The sequence below is a fragment of the Pedobacter frigoris genome, from assembly GCF_005116445.1.
GTDB classification, from domain to species: domain Bacteria; phylum Bacteroidota; class Bacteroidia; order Sphingobacteriales; family Sphingobacteriaceae; genus Pedobacter; species Pedobacter frigoris.
Genome location: NZ_SWBQ01000001.1, coordinates 1436589 through 1452365 on the forward strand (window position 1 = coordinate 1436589; position 15777 = coordinate 1452365).

Below are 15777 nucleotides of genomic sequence, written 5' to 3' on the forward strand. Positions count from 1 at the left end.
ACCAGGATGTTGCCTTTGGGTAATATCACCGAAAACTGATTTGTTTCTTATTAACATTTTGCGGTATAGTTGTATAAACATTGTTAAAACGATCAACAACCTCGATTTTAAACTGGGCATGCTTATTTAAGGGAACCGCATAGAACATGTGTTCGCTGGGGCCTGCACCGATATACTTGTATCTAAAATTTTGTTGGTTCTTTTTAACATACTGAACGATGTCAGGATCCCAGCCCTTCGATTGCTTCATCTCACCCATTTTTTTGCCGTCTTCATACCAATAAACCTTCCAGGCAGAGTCATAATTCCATACATTGACAACAAGTGCCTCGGGGTTTTGCGTGTCTGCACCTGGCAAATACGCTGCACACTGTATGTTTTTATCTTTTCCCGCTGCTTTAAAATACCAGCTCAGTTTCTCTCCATCAACTTCATAAACCGTGTAGCCCAGCGGCGTTCCATCGCTGTTGTAAGGAGCTTGCCAAAATATGCCGCAAAGTGCGCCATGAACATGTTCAAAGAGGTTATCCTTCAAGACATAGTTCTCCTGGTAATGCTCATGACCTGAAAAAATATGGGCTTGGTAAGGCATTAAGATTTTATAAAGTGCCTGACGGTTTTGAATGACCTTTTTAATATCCTCAGCACCAAAATCGCCTTTGCGTGCCGATACGGAATAGCTGGGGATATGAACACTGACGATCACCGTACTGCCCTGCGGTATACTTGCGAGATCCTGTTCCAGCCACTGTAGTTGCCGTTCTTCAAGATAACCGATATACCCATACGATTTACCCGTGCTAAACACATCGTCCAATACCACATAGTGCACTTTTCCCAGATTGAAGGAGTAATAAGATGGCCCAAAGATCTTTTTATAACTTTGTTTTGCCAGTAAGTTTGATCTTGCACCTAAATCCATATCATGGTTTCCCGCCACATAGAAAAAGGGAATTTCCGTTTCACTAAAACGTTGCTTAATGGCCTGTAAGGTCGGAGAAGCCTGGTTCATTCCTTCAATAATGTCTCCGCACATGATGCCATAGACTGGCATACCGGAAAACTCCTCCCTTACATGCTTCTTCATGTCGGCTAAAAGGCTTTCCAATTTCGGAACATCCTCGTCAAATCCTACCTGGGGGTCGGCGCAGACAATCAGCTGGTACCTTTCCTGATTTTCCTGATTACGCTCGAGCTCAAAATCGATACGTTTTTTTTTGGCTGACTGATCGTTTACACGTTCAAAATAATGGGGAATACCTTCTGATACCGGTGCCCTGTAACCCGATGGTAAGCTGATGAATATAAAATCGGGCGCTTCCAGACTAACCAGTCGATAGCCTCCCCTTTTATCCGTATGCGTAACCTTCAGTCCATCACTAACCGCCACGCCAGGTATCCCCCGACCGCCGGCAGATACATTTCCAAAAAACACCCTTCCGGCCGTATGCTGTGAAAAAAGCAATGTGGGCATTAACAAAATAATCAGCAATAAAAGTCTGCCCGGTTTCAGCGTTTTCATATGATAGGTCCTATTTATTTTTTGTAAACCCGGTCAATCCCAGCTTTAATAGCACCCCATTGATTGTTATTGATGACATGCGATATTTCGAAAGCCATCACCCCCTCCGTATTTTTAAGAGACAGATAAACTGCATCTGACACTTTACTTGCAGTGGTTCCGTAAGCATAAGATGCGAACGAGCCATATACCTTACAGTCTCCCTTGGTAAATTTATCGTAGGTAGTAACAAAATTTTCTACCGACCATACCGAGCCTGGATTCTCTGATATAAATATGTTGTCTGTATATGCGCCTAAAGAAAATACATCCAGCTGATCAGCAAAGCCGGTTTTGCTATAGGTATCTGTGTAAATAGCGCTTGGTGTCGGTTTGTAGTTTTTACTGGCCCAATTCTGTCCTACGCCATAACGGGAAGCCCAGTCTGCGGAAGCCCAAAGGTGAAGTTCCAGTTTCGGATTGATAGATTTTACTTTAGTACGGATATTGGTGATAAGATTTGTTACCGCCATCGAGCGAAACTCTATCCAGTCCTTATAAATAGGACCAATCCCACCGGTTGCGGTTATGATGTCATTATTGCTGTTCACCGTTTTTCCGCTGTAAGCCTTAAAAGCAGCAATCGTCGCATCTCCAAATCCATAATTTGCACTCCACCAGCGGCAATAGTCCAGGGCGATTCCTTTAAGCTTCGGATATTTGGTTGCCACTTCAGCAATGACAGATGTCACAAAAGTCTGTACTTCGGGCAGACAAGGATTGAGCATGGCACCATCTGCAGTCAGATCATTACGTATGTCCGTTAACACTGTTGGCTTGGAAGCATCAAGCATCCCAAGCTGGGTCTTCCCATTCCAGGTTTGACTATCATAAACCAGACCTTCTTTTGTTTTGGTATATCCATAGCCCATTACCGATAAGCTGGCAATAACACTCATATTCAACCTTTCGGCTTCCTGGATCCAGAACGCCAGGTAATCCCAATCCCTATTCACAGTAACATTACCCCATTTGGTAAGTTTAGGAAGGATATCGCTGTTGTACAGGGCATAACCTATGCCCGGTTTCACGTCTACATACACCTCTGTAAAACCCGTTGCCTTCATTTTTTCCATGTAGGCCGTGATGTTGGCCTTATCGGCAAACAGACTAAAATTCGCATGCGCATCTATCCACATCTGAATTGGTTTAGCAGCTATACTGGCCCTGTCAATATCCAATGGGATCTCCTGTTCTATATATTCCGGATCAGGTTTATTCTTGCTACAAGATGTTAGTGAAATAAAAATACTCACTAAAAGAAAATACTTTTTCATATGTATATAATTTGTCTTTTAAAGATTATAAAGCTTGCAAAGCTTATGGATTATATTTTTTCGTGTGATTCGGCCCTGTCTATGCCTTTTTTAATACTGTCCCACAGATTGAAATTGATAACTTGTACAATATCGAAGACCATCAGCCCGGCACTTTTTTCCAGCGTTAGATAAACTGCATCTGCCATATTTTCCTTATGGTTTAACGCATACAGCGAGCCGAATACCTTCGTGTCTTTGCCAATCACTTTATTGGCCCGGTCAAGGGCATATTCGATCGATTCATTATTGTCCATTCCATACAGATCGTTTAAATAAGCCCCCACCATAAAGGCGTCAAGCTCATCGGCGAAGCCTGCATTTTTGTAGTTCTCAGTAGCCCATTCCGGATAAGATTTAGCAGCATCAAAATATCCCTTGCTTGCCCAGTTCTGTCCGTTTATATAAGTACCGTTGATCCAGGAAGCGGCCCAATAGGTTAGCTTCATATCTGGTTTCCTGGATTTAATCACCTGTTTGAGCTCCCGGACAATATCCCGAACGGTCATTGCCCGGAATTCCCACCACTCTTTGTAATATTTTCCAGGGACGCGCTCTTTCTTGCTGTTATAACTAAAGATATCCTCAGGGAATCTTTCTACCTTCTTGTGAATATATTTTTCGAAAGCAACGCGGGAAGAATCTGAAAAATCGAAGCGGACATCTGCGAAACGGCAATAGTCAAGCGCAAAACCGTCGAAATCATAATTCGTTACGATCTCATGGACGTAAGACTTTACCAGAGTTCTGACAGAGGAAAGATTGGGATTAAGGAAAACCCCTAAGTAATCCATCTCCTTCATGTTTTTTAAACCTTCCGGTGTATTTCCAATGGAAATTTTATCGTCCCAATACTTACTCCTGTAGGCCGGACCGCTTTTCGTGTGCAAAAGCCCAACGGGCATAATACTTGCCGATACGGTGATTTTTAATGCTCTCTTGTGTGCCTCTTCGATAAAAAACTGCAGGTAATCCCAATCCCGTTTGTATTCATAGCCATCTCCAAAACCGGTTAAAGGCTCGAGAATTTCACTTTTATAAAGGACATCGCCCTGCACTGGTCTAACATCGACAACAATTTCATTGAATCCAGCCCCTTTAGCCTTATCAAGATAATAGCAAATGCTGTCTTTAGAAGAAAACCGCTTAAAGTTAGCTTCCGAATCAAACCATAATATTTTTGGCTTTTCTTTGCTGCTGACTGTCGTGTTTTTTAAACCCGTGCAGGCCGTAAACAGGATTGGAATCAATAAATATATAAGGTATCTTGAAAAATACATAGCAGTAATAGATTGGTGCTGGTTATTCGAAACAGGTTAATTTATAAGTCTTCAATCCGTAGCGTCCAAACCATATAGCAACATGGGCCTCTTTGGCTACTTCATCATAATACCAATCACCCCAGGCTCCATAGCTCCATGCCCTGTTCATTGAGAATGCAATATTCAGGTTTTCATGCGCCAAGGTCTGCAAATCGCCGTTAAGCACCGCAGCTGCGTGCCAGAACGAAGTACCACTGGTAACCAGCGCATAATTTTTACCATTGACTACCATCCCCGAAACAAAGGGAGATTTGCCTCCGGTACGTGCAGTCGAGAATCCCGTACCTACCCACCAGGTCTGCAGAATATTCTGCCATAGGCCCGGCATTACGCTCGTAGTCGAACCACCAAAGGTATTTTGGTAAACCTTAATGCTATTGGCCGCATTGGCGGTACCCTGGGTATCACCCACAATATAACTCGGCTCATCTGAAGCATTCGAGGGCGATATCATCTGAAAACCGGTACAATCCGTGCTGGAGTACCCCGTTTCGATCGTGGAATAATTTGAAGCGAGTTTTCCGCCCGTCACTTTAATGCGGTAATGAGGGCCTTTAGCCGTACGTGGCGCCATGGCAGTTATCCAGGCGTTACCCGCAATATCACCGGCAACCTGAAAGTTACTGGAACCATCTGTCGTTGGGGCCGCATTTACAGCAATTTTTCCGATCGATTTTGGTGCGTCTGTAGGTTTCCCCCAATAGAAAAATTCTGTTTCTCCATTTTTAACGACCGCCCCTACACACTTGCCTTTGTAATCTGAAGAGATCATCATCAGCTCCCCGATAGCAATCGGTCCTAAATTGAATGTCCCTGCCGGTTGCAGTGTCGTTTTATCAATTACCTTAATTCCATGAGGCGAATTCACATCGCTGGTTACGTATACCCTTGAAAGCAGCACAATATTATCCCCGCAATAGGCATGGTACACATTCAAGTCACCATACAATTTTGAATCTGCCAGGTTAAAATTGTTATACACACCCGGATAACCTAATTCTACAAAATTTTTGCTCGTGCCGATTTCCGCATAGCTGAAACCCTTACCATCCGCTAAATGGTCTGAAGCGCCCCAGGATACCGTGTACTCTTTTTTAGTGACCTTATCCTCCGCTGTCACCGTATATTTTACCCCACCTGCCTGGGCGAAGTTCTGGGGTAAACCCGGATCTGGAGAAACGGTAGCCCCCTTTGAGAGATAGAATGTAGGCACTGCCGACTTCAGTACTTCCGTAGCATTGACATAAGGTGACACCTTAATTGTAATGGTATTATCTTTATTGATTGTTGCCTTAAAAAACGCTTTGTCCTTACCAACAACTGAAAATGATGTAATGATAGAGGGTTCGCTTACGGGTTTCTCTTTCTTACAGGCACCCAGACAGAATACAATCACCAATGCAAGTATGGTGTGTAACCTAAAATTTATAGTCTTCATAACTTAATGCTTTAAAATTTTAAACATACTATTCAAAATAACCTCTTATGCGGTATTGGCGTTTCGTTCTCTCCCCGGAAGTGACGGTAATGATTATCCCGTCGCCGGAGATGTTATGCCTCCCAGATAGCGAAGGCGTAATGAGCTCATCATAGGTAACAGTTGCCTTCAGATAAATACTGGTCAGGTCAATATCCTTTGCCAATGTTGCCGAAATCGGGAAAAGGATCAATCCATAACCTCCCTCCAGCTCCCCCTGTGTGGCACTGGCTTCCATCAGCTTCCCCTCTTTATTGAATTCATAGATCTCTCCCCGAAACTCTCCGCCTGAGTGAGAGGCCTTACAGGTCATCTGGGTAATCATATTGGATTTATGGACGAAAATAAATTCCTCATTTTCCTTTGCGCAGCTTGCCAGCAATAATGTAATCAGAAGCCCGAGCAGGTATGGCTTGATTGTATATAATAATTTCATATTCAAAATTTAAGTTTACGATTACCAGGGTAAGTTATTGTTAACTAACTTGTTGTTTGCTGTTTCCGAGGTAGGTAAAGAGAGGTAATAATACTTCTCAGGGAATATCCGGGTCGAACCTCCATCTACTGCTACTGTCTCATAAGTCAGCGAACCGTTGCCGGCTTTTGTGATCCTTGTTCCGTGAGCATTTTTACCGTCGATAACCGTCACAGCCCTTTTCCAACGGCGCAAATCCCAAAAACGGAAACCTTCGCCAGCCAGTTCAACCGCACGCTCTTTACGGAGATATTCCATAAATATTTCCTTTGTAGGGGTATTGGCTATTGTTTTAGAGGGTAGGTTAACGCGGTTACGCACCTCGTTAAGTGCAGCTAGCGCCTGCGTTTGGAACGCATTGAAGTCAAGCTCTGCATACGCTTCTGCTTTATTCAGCAACACCTCTGCATAGCGCAATACCGCGTCGTGCTGGTGACTGCCATTGGTCACGAAGTTGGCATTTCCTTCCTGAAGATATTTGCGCAGGTAATAACCTGTACAAGTACGCCCACCTGTAGATCCTGCCTGGGTAAAGGCCTGGAAACCATCCGTACCTCCTACGAACGTTTCTATCGTTCGGTTTTCCCATTTCGCACCATTGTACAACACGGTGGCCTGGAACCTGGGCTCCCTGTCGGTATAAGGATTGGTGTGGTTGGCGGCATACGTACTCCAGGAGAAGTCGCTTCCATCTTTGAATTCGTATAGATCGGCTAATTCTGCAGTAGGCACATGTTCTGCATACACATCGGTTGTATACACCGCTCTATCACCAAAAGGACGGTTGTATCGATCATAACTATGGGTTACACTGCCGCTGAGAAAACTCAATTGAAACAAAATCTCCACTGAATTGTCCTGTCCCCCATCCACTTTAAAAACTTTAGCATAATCAGGAGCCAGGCTAGCACCAAGCTGTTTTACTTTCTCCGCTGCGTCGATGGCCATCTGCCACTTTTTCGCATACAATGCCATACGCGAGAGCAAGCCATAGGCGGTTCTTTGGGTAGCCCTGCCTTGAGAGGAGCCTGACCATGATGGAGGCAGGTGTTCGGCACTCCATAGCAGCTCGTTCAAAACAAAATCCCAGCTTTCTTCTTCCGTGGCACGTGCACGATGTATATCAGCACTTACTGCTCCATCATCAACCCCACCATTTGCCCCTGAGACGTCAGTACGCAGGATAACACCACCATAAACACGTATTAGCCTATAGTAAGAAAATGCCCGGCAAAGGCGAGCCTCAGCACGACGGATGTTGCACCATTCTTCCCCAAATTTAGGGATACCATATCGTTTAATATCATCCAGTAAAACGTTGGCCCGGCGAATTCGCTCGGTGTACACCTCAGACCAGCTATCGAGTGGCCCCGCACTTCCCCTAACAAAGCTGCTTGCCTGTAATAAGGCCTTATTATAACCATGATTATACTGGTCCCAGGAAGTCGACTTCATCAGGTCAGAATAACTGTCAAAATATTGTCCACGGCTGTTTGCTACCTGCGATACATCCGTAAAAGTCTTGTAAGCAGCAGTCACATACATATCTGCTGAGGTCTGGGAGCTCCATACCGCAAGATCAGAGAGATTCTGCGTATTTTCTATGTCCAGCGCCTGTTTACATCCCTGCAGTGAACTTAGCGTTACCGCAAGCATAAATATCATTAAAATCCTATTTTTCATCTTTTATCTCCTTAAAATGTTACGTTTAGACCAAAACTGTATGTCTTCTGCTGGGGATAGTAACCGTTACTTACCGAAGGACTCTCGGGATCAACATATTTGAAATGACTAAATGTCAACAGGTTAGTCCCAGATACAAAAATATTAACCCTGCTAAAAGGCATCTTTCGAAGAAGGTTTTCCGGCACATCATATCCGATGTTCAGATTCTTTAAGCGCAGATACTCTCCATTTACTACCCACCAGGTAGATTGCCAGGCGTTATTGCCGTTACTTACGGTAGATAACCTCGGGTACTGCGCATTTGTATGGTCAGGTGTCCAGGCTTGTTCAATCAGATAGGAAGGAGAATTGCCATTGCCACCAAAGGGAGAAGTATATAGCGTAGAGGATGTTACTCCCGTATCGAATACACCAGCCAATTCATAATCCACATTAGAGGCTCCCTGCCATAATGCAGATACATAAAAATTCTTATACGAGAGATCCAGGTTCAGCGCGAAGTTAATTTCAGGTATCTGCCCATATCCCGTTTTCACATAATCAAACTCAGAGCTAATGATACCATCTCCATTTACATCCCTATATTTCAGATCTCCCAGCCTCAGGAATCCTGAAGGTGCTGCCGGATAATTGTCAATTTCTGATTGCGATTGGAAGAGACCCAGTGCCTCATAACCGTAGCGTGCGCCCATTGACTCACCAATAGCAGCCCGGTAATTGGGTCTGTTGTCTACAATAATCCGCGACAATACCTTGTTCCGTGCAAAGGCAAATGATCCTTTTACCGCGTAGTTCCAATCCTGTCCAATCCGGTTTGCATGCTTCAGAATCACCTCAAAACCTTTATTCTCTACCTTTCCTGAGTTCTTAAAACTTGGATAATATCCACCCAAAGAACTCGGATAGTTGCCTCCCTGAGACTCCAGGATGTCCTTTGTCAACTTATAAAACACATCAGCTTCGATGCCCAATTTCCCATTCCATAGATCTATATCAAGACCTATGTTATAATTATCGGTTGTGGACCACCTCAGATTGCGGTATAGATAAGGACTGATCGAATAAAATTGAGATACTGCCTCACCGCCCAGCACCATACTATTGCTTGCAAGAGCAAATAAAGAGTTATGCTGGAAAGGGCTCACGGCATCATTTCCAGACCTGCCAGCGCTTGCGCGCAATTTTAAAAGGTTTATAGCGGAAGAACTTTTCGCAAAGAAATCCTCGTTTGATACCACCCATCCTAAGGAAGCAGAGGGAAAGAATCCCCATTGATTGCCCGGTGCAAAAATATAGGAACCATCATAGCGGAAAGCAGCCTCTGCCAGATATTTATTATCATAACCATAATTCAGACGACCAACATAAGAAGCCTGCCCGCCAGAGAAAACATGCGATCCGGATACCGGTGTGGTCCCAAACGTGGATCCCAGCGACAGGTCCACAGGATCATCAGTCACATATCCACGTTTAGATCCTGTCATCGTTTCAGAGTAACTTTTCTTGGTTTCGAACAAGAACATCGCCCCTACATAATGCTTGCCGAAATCCCGGGAATAATCAACCTGTGGACGCCATAGATAAGAATCACCCCAGGAGGCTGATTTGGAAAAGGCATTATCCTGAGAAAAACCACTTGCACCTACGATCCCTTCGTCCAGGTTATTGTTAAGACTGTACAGTTCATAGTATTTACTGTAATTGGCATCCGTTGTATTGCTATAATTATATGCCCCGAACATCGATACTTTAAGGTTCTTCAGCACAGGTGACAGATCTGAAAAGTCGTACTCCAACTGGAAGTTGGTATCCATTGTCCATCTGGTCTGATTGATAAATCCAGATTCCGTTAATGCTGCATACCCATTAACGTTATAAGCTGAACCCTGCCAGGCTGTAGGCAGTCCATTATATTCACTTTTGATAATAGGTATAGTGGATACTGCCTGCCGGATAGGATCAAACTCAGTCTGGTTTCCAATGGGTACACCCGGCCATTTTCTATCCGAGCGTAATCCTGCCAAACCAGCGGTTAATCTTAAATTCCTGGCCACCTCAACATCAAGGTTGGTACGCACATTATATCGTTTAAAGCCTGTGTTGATCAATGTACCTTCCTGGTTCATCACGCCCAGACTGGCAAAATATTTTGATTTTTCCGTACCACCAGAAGCAGAAACATTATGTTGTTGGGCAACTCCGGTGCGGAAGATCTTGTTTAGCCAATCGGTCTCTCCATAGATGCTATTAGCATCATTACTAAGCACCTTATTTTGTATAGCCGCATTCCACATGGGTGTAAGTCCATCCAATTCCCTGGCTTTATTGTTCCAGTACATGTAGTCCGTTGCATTCAGATAATCCGGCATGGCCGTATTCTGTGTCAATACGCCCGCGCCATTATAGAATATTTTTGCAGCACCTGCTTCTCCTTTTTTGGTAGTTATCAAAATCACCCCGTTTGCACCCTGAACACCATATATAGCAGCTGCAGCATCTTTCAGTACAGAGACCGATTCCACATCATTTGGATTGACGTTATCAATAGGACGCGGTACGCCATCCACCAGGATCATGGGACCATTATTACCTGCAAAGGAATTGAGTCCGCGCACATACAAAGCAGTTCCGTCAGCTCCAGGCTTTCCAGAGCTTTGGATGCTGGTTAACCCCGGCAGTTTCCCCGTAAGCATATTCGATAAATTCTGCATCGGTGCCCGGGTAAGTTCTTTCGCTGAAACCTGCGAAACAGCAGCTGTCAGATGGGCGCGCTTTTGCCTGGCATAACCTACCACAACAAGCTCATTCATCATCTCTACACTTGGCTTAAGCGTGATGCGGATAAACTCGCTTCCATCTACCTTATGCACCTGGGTGACGTAGCCCACAAAAGAAAACTGCAGTTCTGCTCCTTTTTCCACATCCTTTAACAGAAAATTGCCATTCGCATCTGTTATCACAACCTTCGCAGTCCCTTTCAGCTTTACAGTCACCCCCGGAAGAGGCTGATTCTCCAAGTCTACCACCCTACCGGAAGCATCAATACCCCGAATGATGGCCACCTGGCTTTCCGGCAAACCGGCCGGCTTCTCCTTGACAATAATTGACTTATTCTCAATTACATAAGTAAAAGGCTGGTTATTAAAGCATAGCTTCAATACTTCTTCCAGGTCTTTTTCTTTTGCATTTAAATTAATAGGCTTTGCATCCTTTATCACTGGGTTGGTATATAAAAAATTATACCCTGTCTGCTTATTGATCTCCACGAAAACATCAACAATAGAAGCATTGGTTTTAGTGATGGTAACTTTTTGGCCATAACCGGTGACTGCAATGGCCTGCATCATGGTCGCCATTAGGATAATTATGATCATTCTCATAATTAGAAATATTTTAGGTGGTATCCACAGCCGTGAAATACCTTGGTTAAAAGTAAATTTATACATACTTTTGGTTACTTTGGGTTAATACATGAAAGGTTCGAAACAACTATTTTTCCCGGACTGATGAAGATCAGGTCCCGGGGGGTTAACTCAAATTCTGCCGGATAGTGCTTCGACTCACTATTCGGTTTCTTTTTTAGTTACCCATTGATGATTAATACCGCTGTCGTATAGTTCTGTTCATATTAGCTAATTAGTGGTGGATATTTGGGTTATTTGGTTCTTTTTTTGATTAATATCTGTCTTCCCTCTACTTTAAAGTCGCAAGATGTGGTGGTTGCCAAAAGTCCCAGGACTTGAGAAAGCACTACCTTTCTGGAGATTAACCCTCCCATTTTAATTTCCCCGGCATTGTCCTGGAATACAACTTCCAAATCATACCAACGTGCTATTTTCTTCATCACCCCCTCCAGGCTTTCATCTACAAAATAAAAATTACCATTTTTCCAGGCGATTGCCATCTCAAGATCTTTAAATTCCGTCACTTTTATTTCCAGATCATTTTCACGATCTACAGAAGCCTGCTGACCAGGCTTTAGAACAACTACCTTGCTATTGCGAGCAGTGACCTGCACAGCGCCTTCCAGGAGTGTAGTTTGTGTTAGGCGCTCACCCGGATAGCTGTTCACGTTAAAATGTGTACCCAGTACTTTTATTTCCTGTTCAGCCGATTTTACAATGAAGGGATGAGTTTTATCCTTTAATATTTCAAAATAGGCTTCCCCTCTCAAGCGGACTTCCCGCCTGGCATTCCCTGCAAAAGAAACTGGATAAATCAACTTTGATCCTGCATTAAGCCAAACGCTAGAACCATCAGGTAAACGTACCTGACATTGGCCTCCGTTTGGCGTTTCAATAGTATTCATCAAATCAGTATGACGTTTAGTATCATTACTGATCGAATATACAACCTGACCATCTGCGGTCTTACTAATTTCCACACCTGCTTCTTTAGCTAATTTGCCATTACCAACATCGTTCAAAGAAATTTTCTGACCATTACCAAGTGTTAAATAAGCTTTGTTACCGCCTGGTTGAATATCGGCTTCAGTGTGTCCAAATCTGCTATAATAGAAAAGACCGGCGCCGATAACCAAAAGCACCGCTGCCGCTACCCCAGCCAGGCGAGGCCAAGTGTTAAGTTTTCGCTGTACTGGTTCTACTGAAAGCGTATGACCGATGTTACTATCTATATTGGCTTTAATGCTTAACTTTAATTTCAGCTTCTCTTCTTCACTTAACATCTCCATCACATCAGCATCAGCCAGAAAGAAGTTATAATAAGCAAAGAGAAAATTCTCCTCCTCGGCAGTTGCTTTGCCGTTAAGATATTTGCTGAGTATCTCTATGTATTGTTCTTTGTTCATCTTTCTTATAGGTGGCTATTAACTACATGAGTATTGAAAAAGGAAAAGTCCCATAAGAAATGAAAATATATTTTTGAGCTGAGCTGTCAGCAGAATCTGACTACTTCTGGATCATCAAAAAAGCAATAGTGACTAATGAAGCCCGAAGCATGTTTACCGCCCTGATTAACTGATTCTGAACGGTTTTCCTGGAAATGTTTAACTGCGCTGCAATTTCGGTGGTAGAAAGGTCTTGTTCATAGCGCATTCTATAAATATTTTGCTGTGCGGCAGGCATTGCTTGAATAAGCGAATTATAGGTTTTGAAGAATTCCTTTTGCAAAAGCTCAGCATCTGCTTCAGAGTAAAAAGCCTTGCTTTTCAACACCAGGTCACTGATAGGAAGAAATCTTTCCTCTTTTTTTAGGGCTTTAAATACGTTGTTCCGAACGGAAGAAAACAGGTAGGCTGGTAAGTTGTCTATGAAATTGCCTTCCTTGTGTGTCCAGAGATAAATGAACACATCTTGCGTAATATCTTTGGCAAGATCCGGATCATGAAGTTTTTTAAACGCTTGGTTATATACTTTATCCCAGTGTCTTTCGTATAATTCATCAAACGCAGATCTATCACCCTTACGTAGGTTGATCAATAATTCCTGGTCCGTGAATGTGGAGTTCAACGTCATTTGGCTAACTTCCTATAATTATTTACTAAATCTGACGTCAATGGTAGGTATTATATTTGGAATATAGGTTAAATACAGGTTATCATAATCTCAACCTAAAATAAAGCTATATAAAGTTGAGCTAAAAACAAAAACTTTATTTTACTATTGTCAGCATTCACAATCCTGTAAATGGACCAACGAATTACCCTCAGCTTGCTTCAATCCCACTTTTATACTGAAATAGTAGGAGCAGACTAGGAAGAGAGTAGGAAAAGACTAGGAAGAGAGCAGCAGTAGTCATAAGCTAAACCTAAGCTGTGACTAGCCTGAGCAGCCATGCAAACAACCGGGTCAGTGTTTACACTAGTCCTGGATTTACTTTGGCTCATAAGAACAAGCATTCTAAATCAAAATTCCATATCTTGGAGCGTTAAATACAAAACCAATTATGAAAAAATTAATGTTCTCTGCGATGATCGTTGTCGCTACATCCTTTGCTGCATCTGCACAAGATAGTACTTCCTATGGCACTACACTCAACAAATTATTGGAGGTTTCTGGTTCTACAAAGACATTTATTGGAGTGATCCCTCAGATGATTTCAATGTTAAAGACCCAGGTGTCCAATTCCGCTATTCCTGAAGAATTTTGGACTGAAATGCAAACTGAGATTTCTAAGTTTGGTGGTAAAGATCTGGGTGCTTTGCTGGTACCTGTGTATCAGAAATACATGACCGAGACAGACCTGAAAAGCATCATCGCCTTTTATGAATCTCCCGCTGGACGCAAGTTTGCAGAAAAAACTCCTCTTATTACACAGGAGTCTATGGCTATAGGTCAGGAATGGGGAAAGAAGATTGGCGAAAAAGTCATTAGTAAGCTGATGGAAAAGGGATATATGAAAGAATAAGGGATTAAGACGTTATCAAGCTTTATAAAACCATAAAACCTCTCTGGACAACTCATGGCTACCAAAGTAGATTAATATGTGTAACAGCCGGGATTTGCGCGAGACATTAGTCCCTGTCGAATCCCGGCTGGTTCCCGTCTGATTCCCGTTTTGCACCAAGCTGGAAAAAACGGGGACCGAGTGACGGTTAAGTGACTTCCAAGCAGCATCCTTCAGTAATCCTTGTCCCTAAGGATCATAAAATACTCCTTATCCCTCTTTTCCATTTTAACCTCGTACTCAGGAAACTCATCATTTAAGCTCTTTTGCATCAATACATAAAAATCGTCTCGATTCATACTCCCAACCACCTTCTGGATCATCTTTTAACATAAGTTGCACAGGTATATTGTAATTTCCTTTAAAATATCTCTCTGGTCTGTCTCAAGTTAAATTCATCCAATAATTGAATTTTTATAACAAATACCAACTCAGGATAGACAGTTTAAAATTTATTGCTAATTATGTCAATATTTTGATTTTATAAACATATTTTTGAATATGGCTCTTGATAATTTTAGAATTCTTGTTGAAAATGAAATCTCAGCATGGGACGATAAAACTGGCGTACGATACCATTTCCCAAGAAATAGATATTTGAACAGACTCCGCCCTGGTATGAAAATCATCTATTATAAAGGCCGGGTAGGAAACCAACAGCCTCAATATTTCGGCTACGGTGAGATAACAAAAATCTATCCTGTTTCAGATAGCTTAGATGACTACTACGCTGACATTACCAATTACATCCAATTCAATCAACCAGTCAATTTTAAACTAAATGGTGAATACTTAGAGGACATTCAGACTTCAAATCATTTCAGACAGAATTCCGTTAGGGCTATTAGTGAAGACCGATTCTATAAAATACTGGAATTAGGCGAGTTAAGTTTAGTAAGAACTGAGAATGATGAACAGCCAGTTATGGTGACTGAGCTACCTCCTATTGCCGACGTTAATATTAGTCCCGCCACTGCTTCATTGATAAAACCTGTAATATCAAAAGGAAAAGGTAAGGGCTCCACTCCCAAGTATTACAATTCAAAAAAATCTACACTCCATGGTAATCAAGGCGAACTCCTTGTTATGAAATACCTTCGGGAAATTCTGACCGAAGTAGAATCTAGTACTTTAAGACACCATGCTATAGAAAATGAAAAAGATGGCTATGATATCTCATACAAAGGCCTGGATGGTCAGGAAGTATATATTGAGGTAAAAGCGACAAGCGCACCCTCCTTTCCCAGTTTTATAATCACCATTAACGAACTGACTGCAGCGGAGCGGCATGGTGCTGCTTATCAGATTTATTTGGTGAATAAGGTTACATCGAAAGATGTTAAAATTGAGGTCGTTGAGGGAATAGTTGGATTGTTGGAAAAGGGGGAATTTGTGAAAAGTCCGGTGGCCTTTAAGATAGAAAAGTCTGTAACTCTTAGTCAATAACAAATCAATATGAAAAGGGCTGGAAATAAAATTTCCTTGGGCACTATAATACTATGTATCATAAGCATAATTGGCTTGATTTATCT

The 15777-nt window shown here is 42.6% G+C and carries 12 protein-coding genes; 2 read left to right on the plus strand and 10 right to left on the minus strand.

Annotated elements, in window-relative coordinates; translation table 11 throughout:
• Positions 1-25: 25 nt before the first annotated feature.
• The 9 genes from FA047_RS06210 to FA047_RS06250 form a co-directional block, all read right to left on the minus strand.
• Entirely contained in the window at positions 26-1522 is a 1497-nt protein-coding gene (locus FA047_RS06210; protein WP_205943246.1) for a calcineurin-like phosphoesterase C-terminal domain-containing protein, read from the minus strand.
• A gap of 14 nt (positions 1523-1536) precedes the next feature.
• Entirely contained in the window at positions 1537-2838 is a 1302-nt protein-coding gene (locus FA047_RS06215) for a family 10 glycosylhydrolase (protein WP_136835082.1), read from the minus strand.
• A gap of 50 nt (positions 2839-2888) precedes the next feature.
• A complete protein-coding gene (locus tag FA047_RS06220; RefSeq protein ID WP_205943247.1) occupies positions 2889-4157 on the minus strand; it encodes an alpha amylase family protein in 1269 nt (422 codons plus the stop codon).
• 22 nt (positions 4158-4179) lie between these two features.
• A complete protein-coding gene (locus FA047_RS06225) occupies positions 4180-5637 on the minus strand; it encodes a DUF5018 domain-containing protein (RefSeq protein WP_136835083.1) in 1458 nt (485 codons plus the stop codon).
• A 28-nt stretch (positions 5638-5665) separates the two neighbouring features.
• The gene (locus FA047_RS06230) at positions 5666-6112 is read right to left on the minus strand and encodes a hypothetical protein (RefSeq protein WP_136835084.1); all 447 of its coding nucleotides are present in this window, start codon (positions 6110-6112) and stop codon (positions 5666-5668) included.
• A gap of 21 nt (positions 6113-6133) precedes the next feature.
• On the minus strand, positions 6134-7834 hold the full coding sequence (locus tag FA047_RS06235) for a RagB/SusD family nutrient uptake outer membrane protein (protein ID WP_136835085.1): 1701 nt from the start codon (positions 7832-7834) through the stop codon (positions 6134-6136).
• A gap of 11 nt (positions 7835-7845) precedes the next feature.
• On the minus strand, positions 7846-11217 hold the full coding sequence (locus FA047_RS06240) for a TonB-dependent receptor (RefSeq protein WP_169304324.1): 3372 nt from the start codon (positions 11215-11217) through the stop codon (positions 7846-7848).
• A gap of 275 nt (positions 11218-11492) precedes the next feature.
• A complete protein-coding gene (locus FA047_RS06245; protein WP_136835086.1) occupies positions 11493-12647 on the minus strand; it encodes a FecR family protein in 1155 nt (384 codons plus the stop codon).
• A gap of 100 nt (positions 12648-12747) precedes the next feature.
• Positions 12748-13314: an RNA polymerase sigma factor gene (locus tag FA047_RS06250; protein ID WP_136835087.1), complete on the minus strand. Its 567-nt coding sequence runs from the start codon at positions 13312-13314 to the stop codon at positions 12748-12750.
• Positions 13315-13744: 430 nt separating this feature from the next.
• On the opposite strand from FA047_RS06250, the gene FA047_RS06255 reads away from it, so the two are divergent.
• Entirely contained in the window at positions 13745-14206 is a 462-nt protein-coding gene (locus tag FA047_RS06255) for a DUF2059 domain-containing protein (RefSeq protein WP_136835088.1), read from the plus strand.
• Between the two features lie 212 nt (positions 14207-14418).
• Here FA047_RS06255 and FA047_RS20425 read toward each other — a convergent pair whose 3' ends face one another.
• Complete coding sequence (locus FA047_RS20425; RefSeq protein WP_169304325.1) at positions 14419-14568, minus strand: hypothetical protein; 150 nt, start codon at positions 14566-14568, stop codon at positions 14419-14421.
• A 178-nt stretch (positions 14569-14746) separates the two neighbouring features.
• Between FA047_RS20425 and FA047_RS06260 the strand changes: the two genes are divergently transcribed.
• The gene (locus FA047_RS06260; RefSeq protein ID WP_136835089.1) at positions 14747-15691 is read left to right on the plus strand and encodes a DUF3883 domain-containing protein; all 945 of its coding nucleotides are present in this window, start codon (positions 14747-14749) and stop codon (positions 15689-15691) included.
• Positions 15692-15777: the final 86 nt, after the last annotated feature.

Excerpts from the sequence above, each read along its gene's own strand:
- FA047_RS06255 (WP_136835088.1), top strand. The coding sequence starts at position 13,745 with ATGAAAAAATTAATGTTCTCTGCGATGATCGTTGTCGCTACATCCTTT.
- FA047_RS06225 (WP_136835083.1), bottom strand. The coding sequence starts at position 5,637 with ATGAAGACTATAAATTTTAGGTTACACACCATACTTGCATTGGTGATT.
- FA047_RS06235 (WP_136835085.1), bottom strand. The coding sequence starts at position 7,834 with ATGAAAAATAGGATTTTAATGATATTTATGCTTGCGGTAACGCTAAGT.
- FA047_RS06245 (WP_136835086.1), bottom strand. The coding sequence starts at position 12,647 with ATGAACAAAGAACAATACATAGAGATACTCAGCAAATATCTTAACGGC.
- FA047_RS06215 (WP_136835082.1), bottom strand. The coding sequence starts at position 2,838 with ATGAAAAAGTATTTTCTTTTAGTGAGTATTTTTATTTCACTAACATCT.
- FA047_RS06220 (WP_205943247.1), bottom strand. The coding sequence starts at position 4,157 with ATGTATTTTTCAAGATACCTTATATATTTATTGATTCCAATCCTGTTT.
- FA047_RS06210 (WP_205943246.1), bottom strand. The coding sequence starts at position 1,522 with ATGAAAACGCTGAAACCGGGCAGACTTTTATTGCTGATTATTTTGTTA.
- FA047_RS06260 (WP_136835089.1), top strand. The coding sequence starts at position 14,747 with ATGGCTCTTGATAATTTTAGAATTCTTGTTGAAAATGAAATCTCAGCA.
- FA047_RS06250 (WP_136835087.1), bottom strand. The coding sequence starts at position 13,314 with ATGACGTTGAACTCCACATTCACGGACCAGGAATTATTGATCAACCTA.
- FA047_RS06240 (WP_169304324.1), bottom strand. The coding sequence starts at position 11,217 with ATGAGAATGATCATAATTATCCTAATGGCGACCATGATGCAGGCCATT.
- FA047_RS20425 (WP_169304325.1), bottom strand. The coding sequence starts at position 14,568 with ATGATCCAGAAGGTGGTTGGGAGTATGAATCGAGACGATTTTTATGTA.
- FA047_RS06230 (WP_136835084.1), bottom strand. The coding sequence starts at position 6,112 with ATGAAATTATTATATACAATCAAGCCATACCTGCTCGGGCTTCTGATT.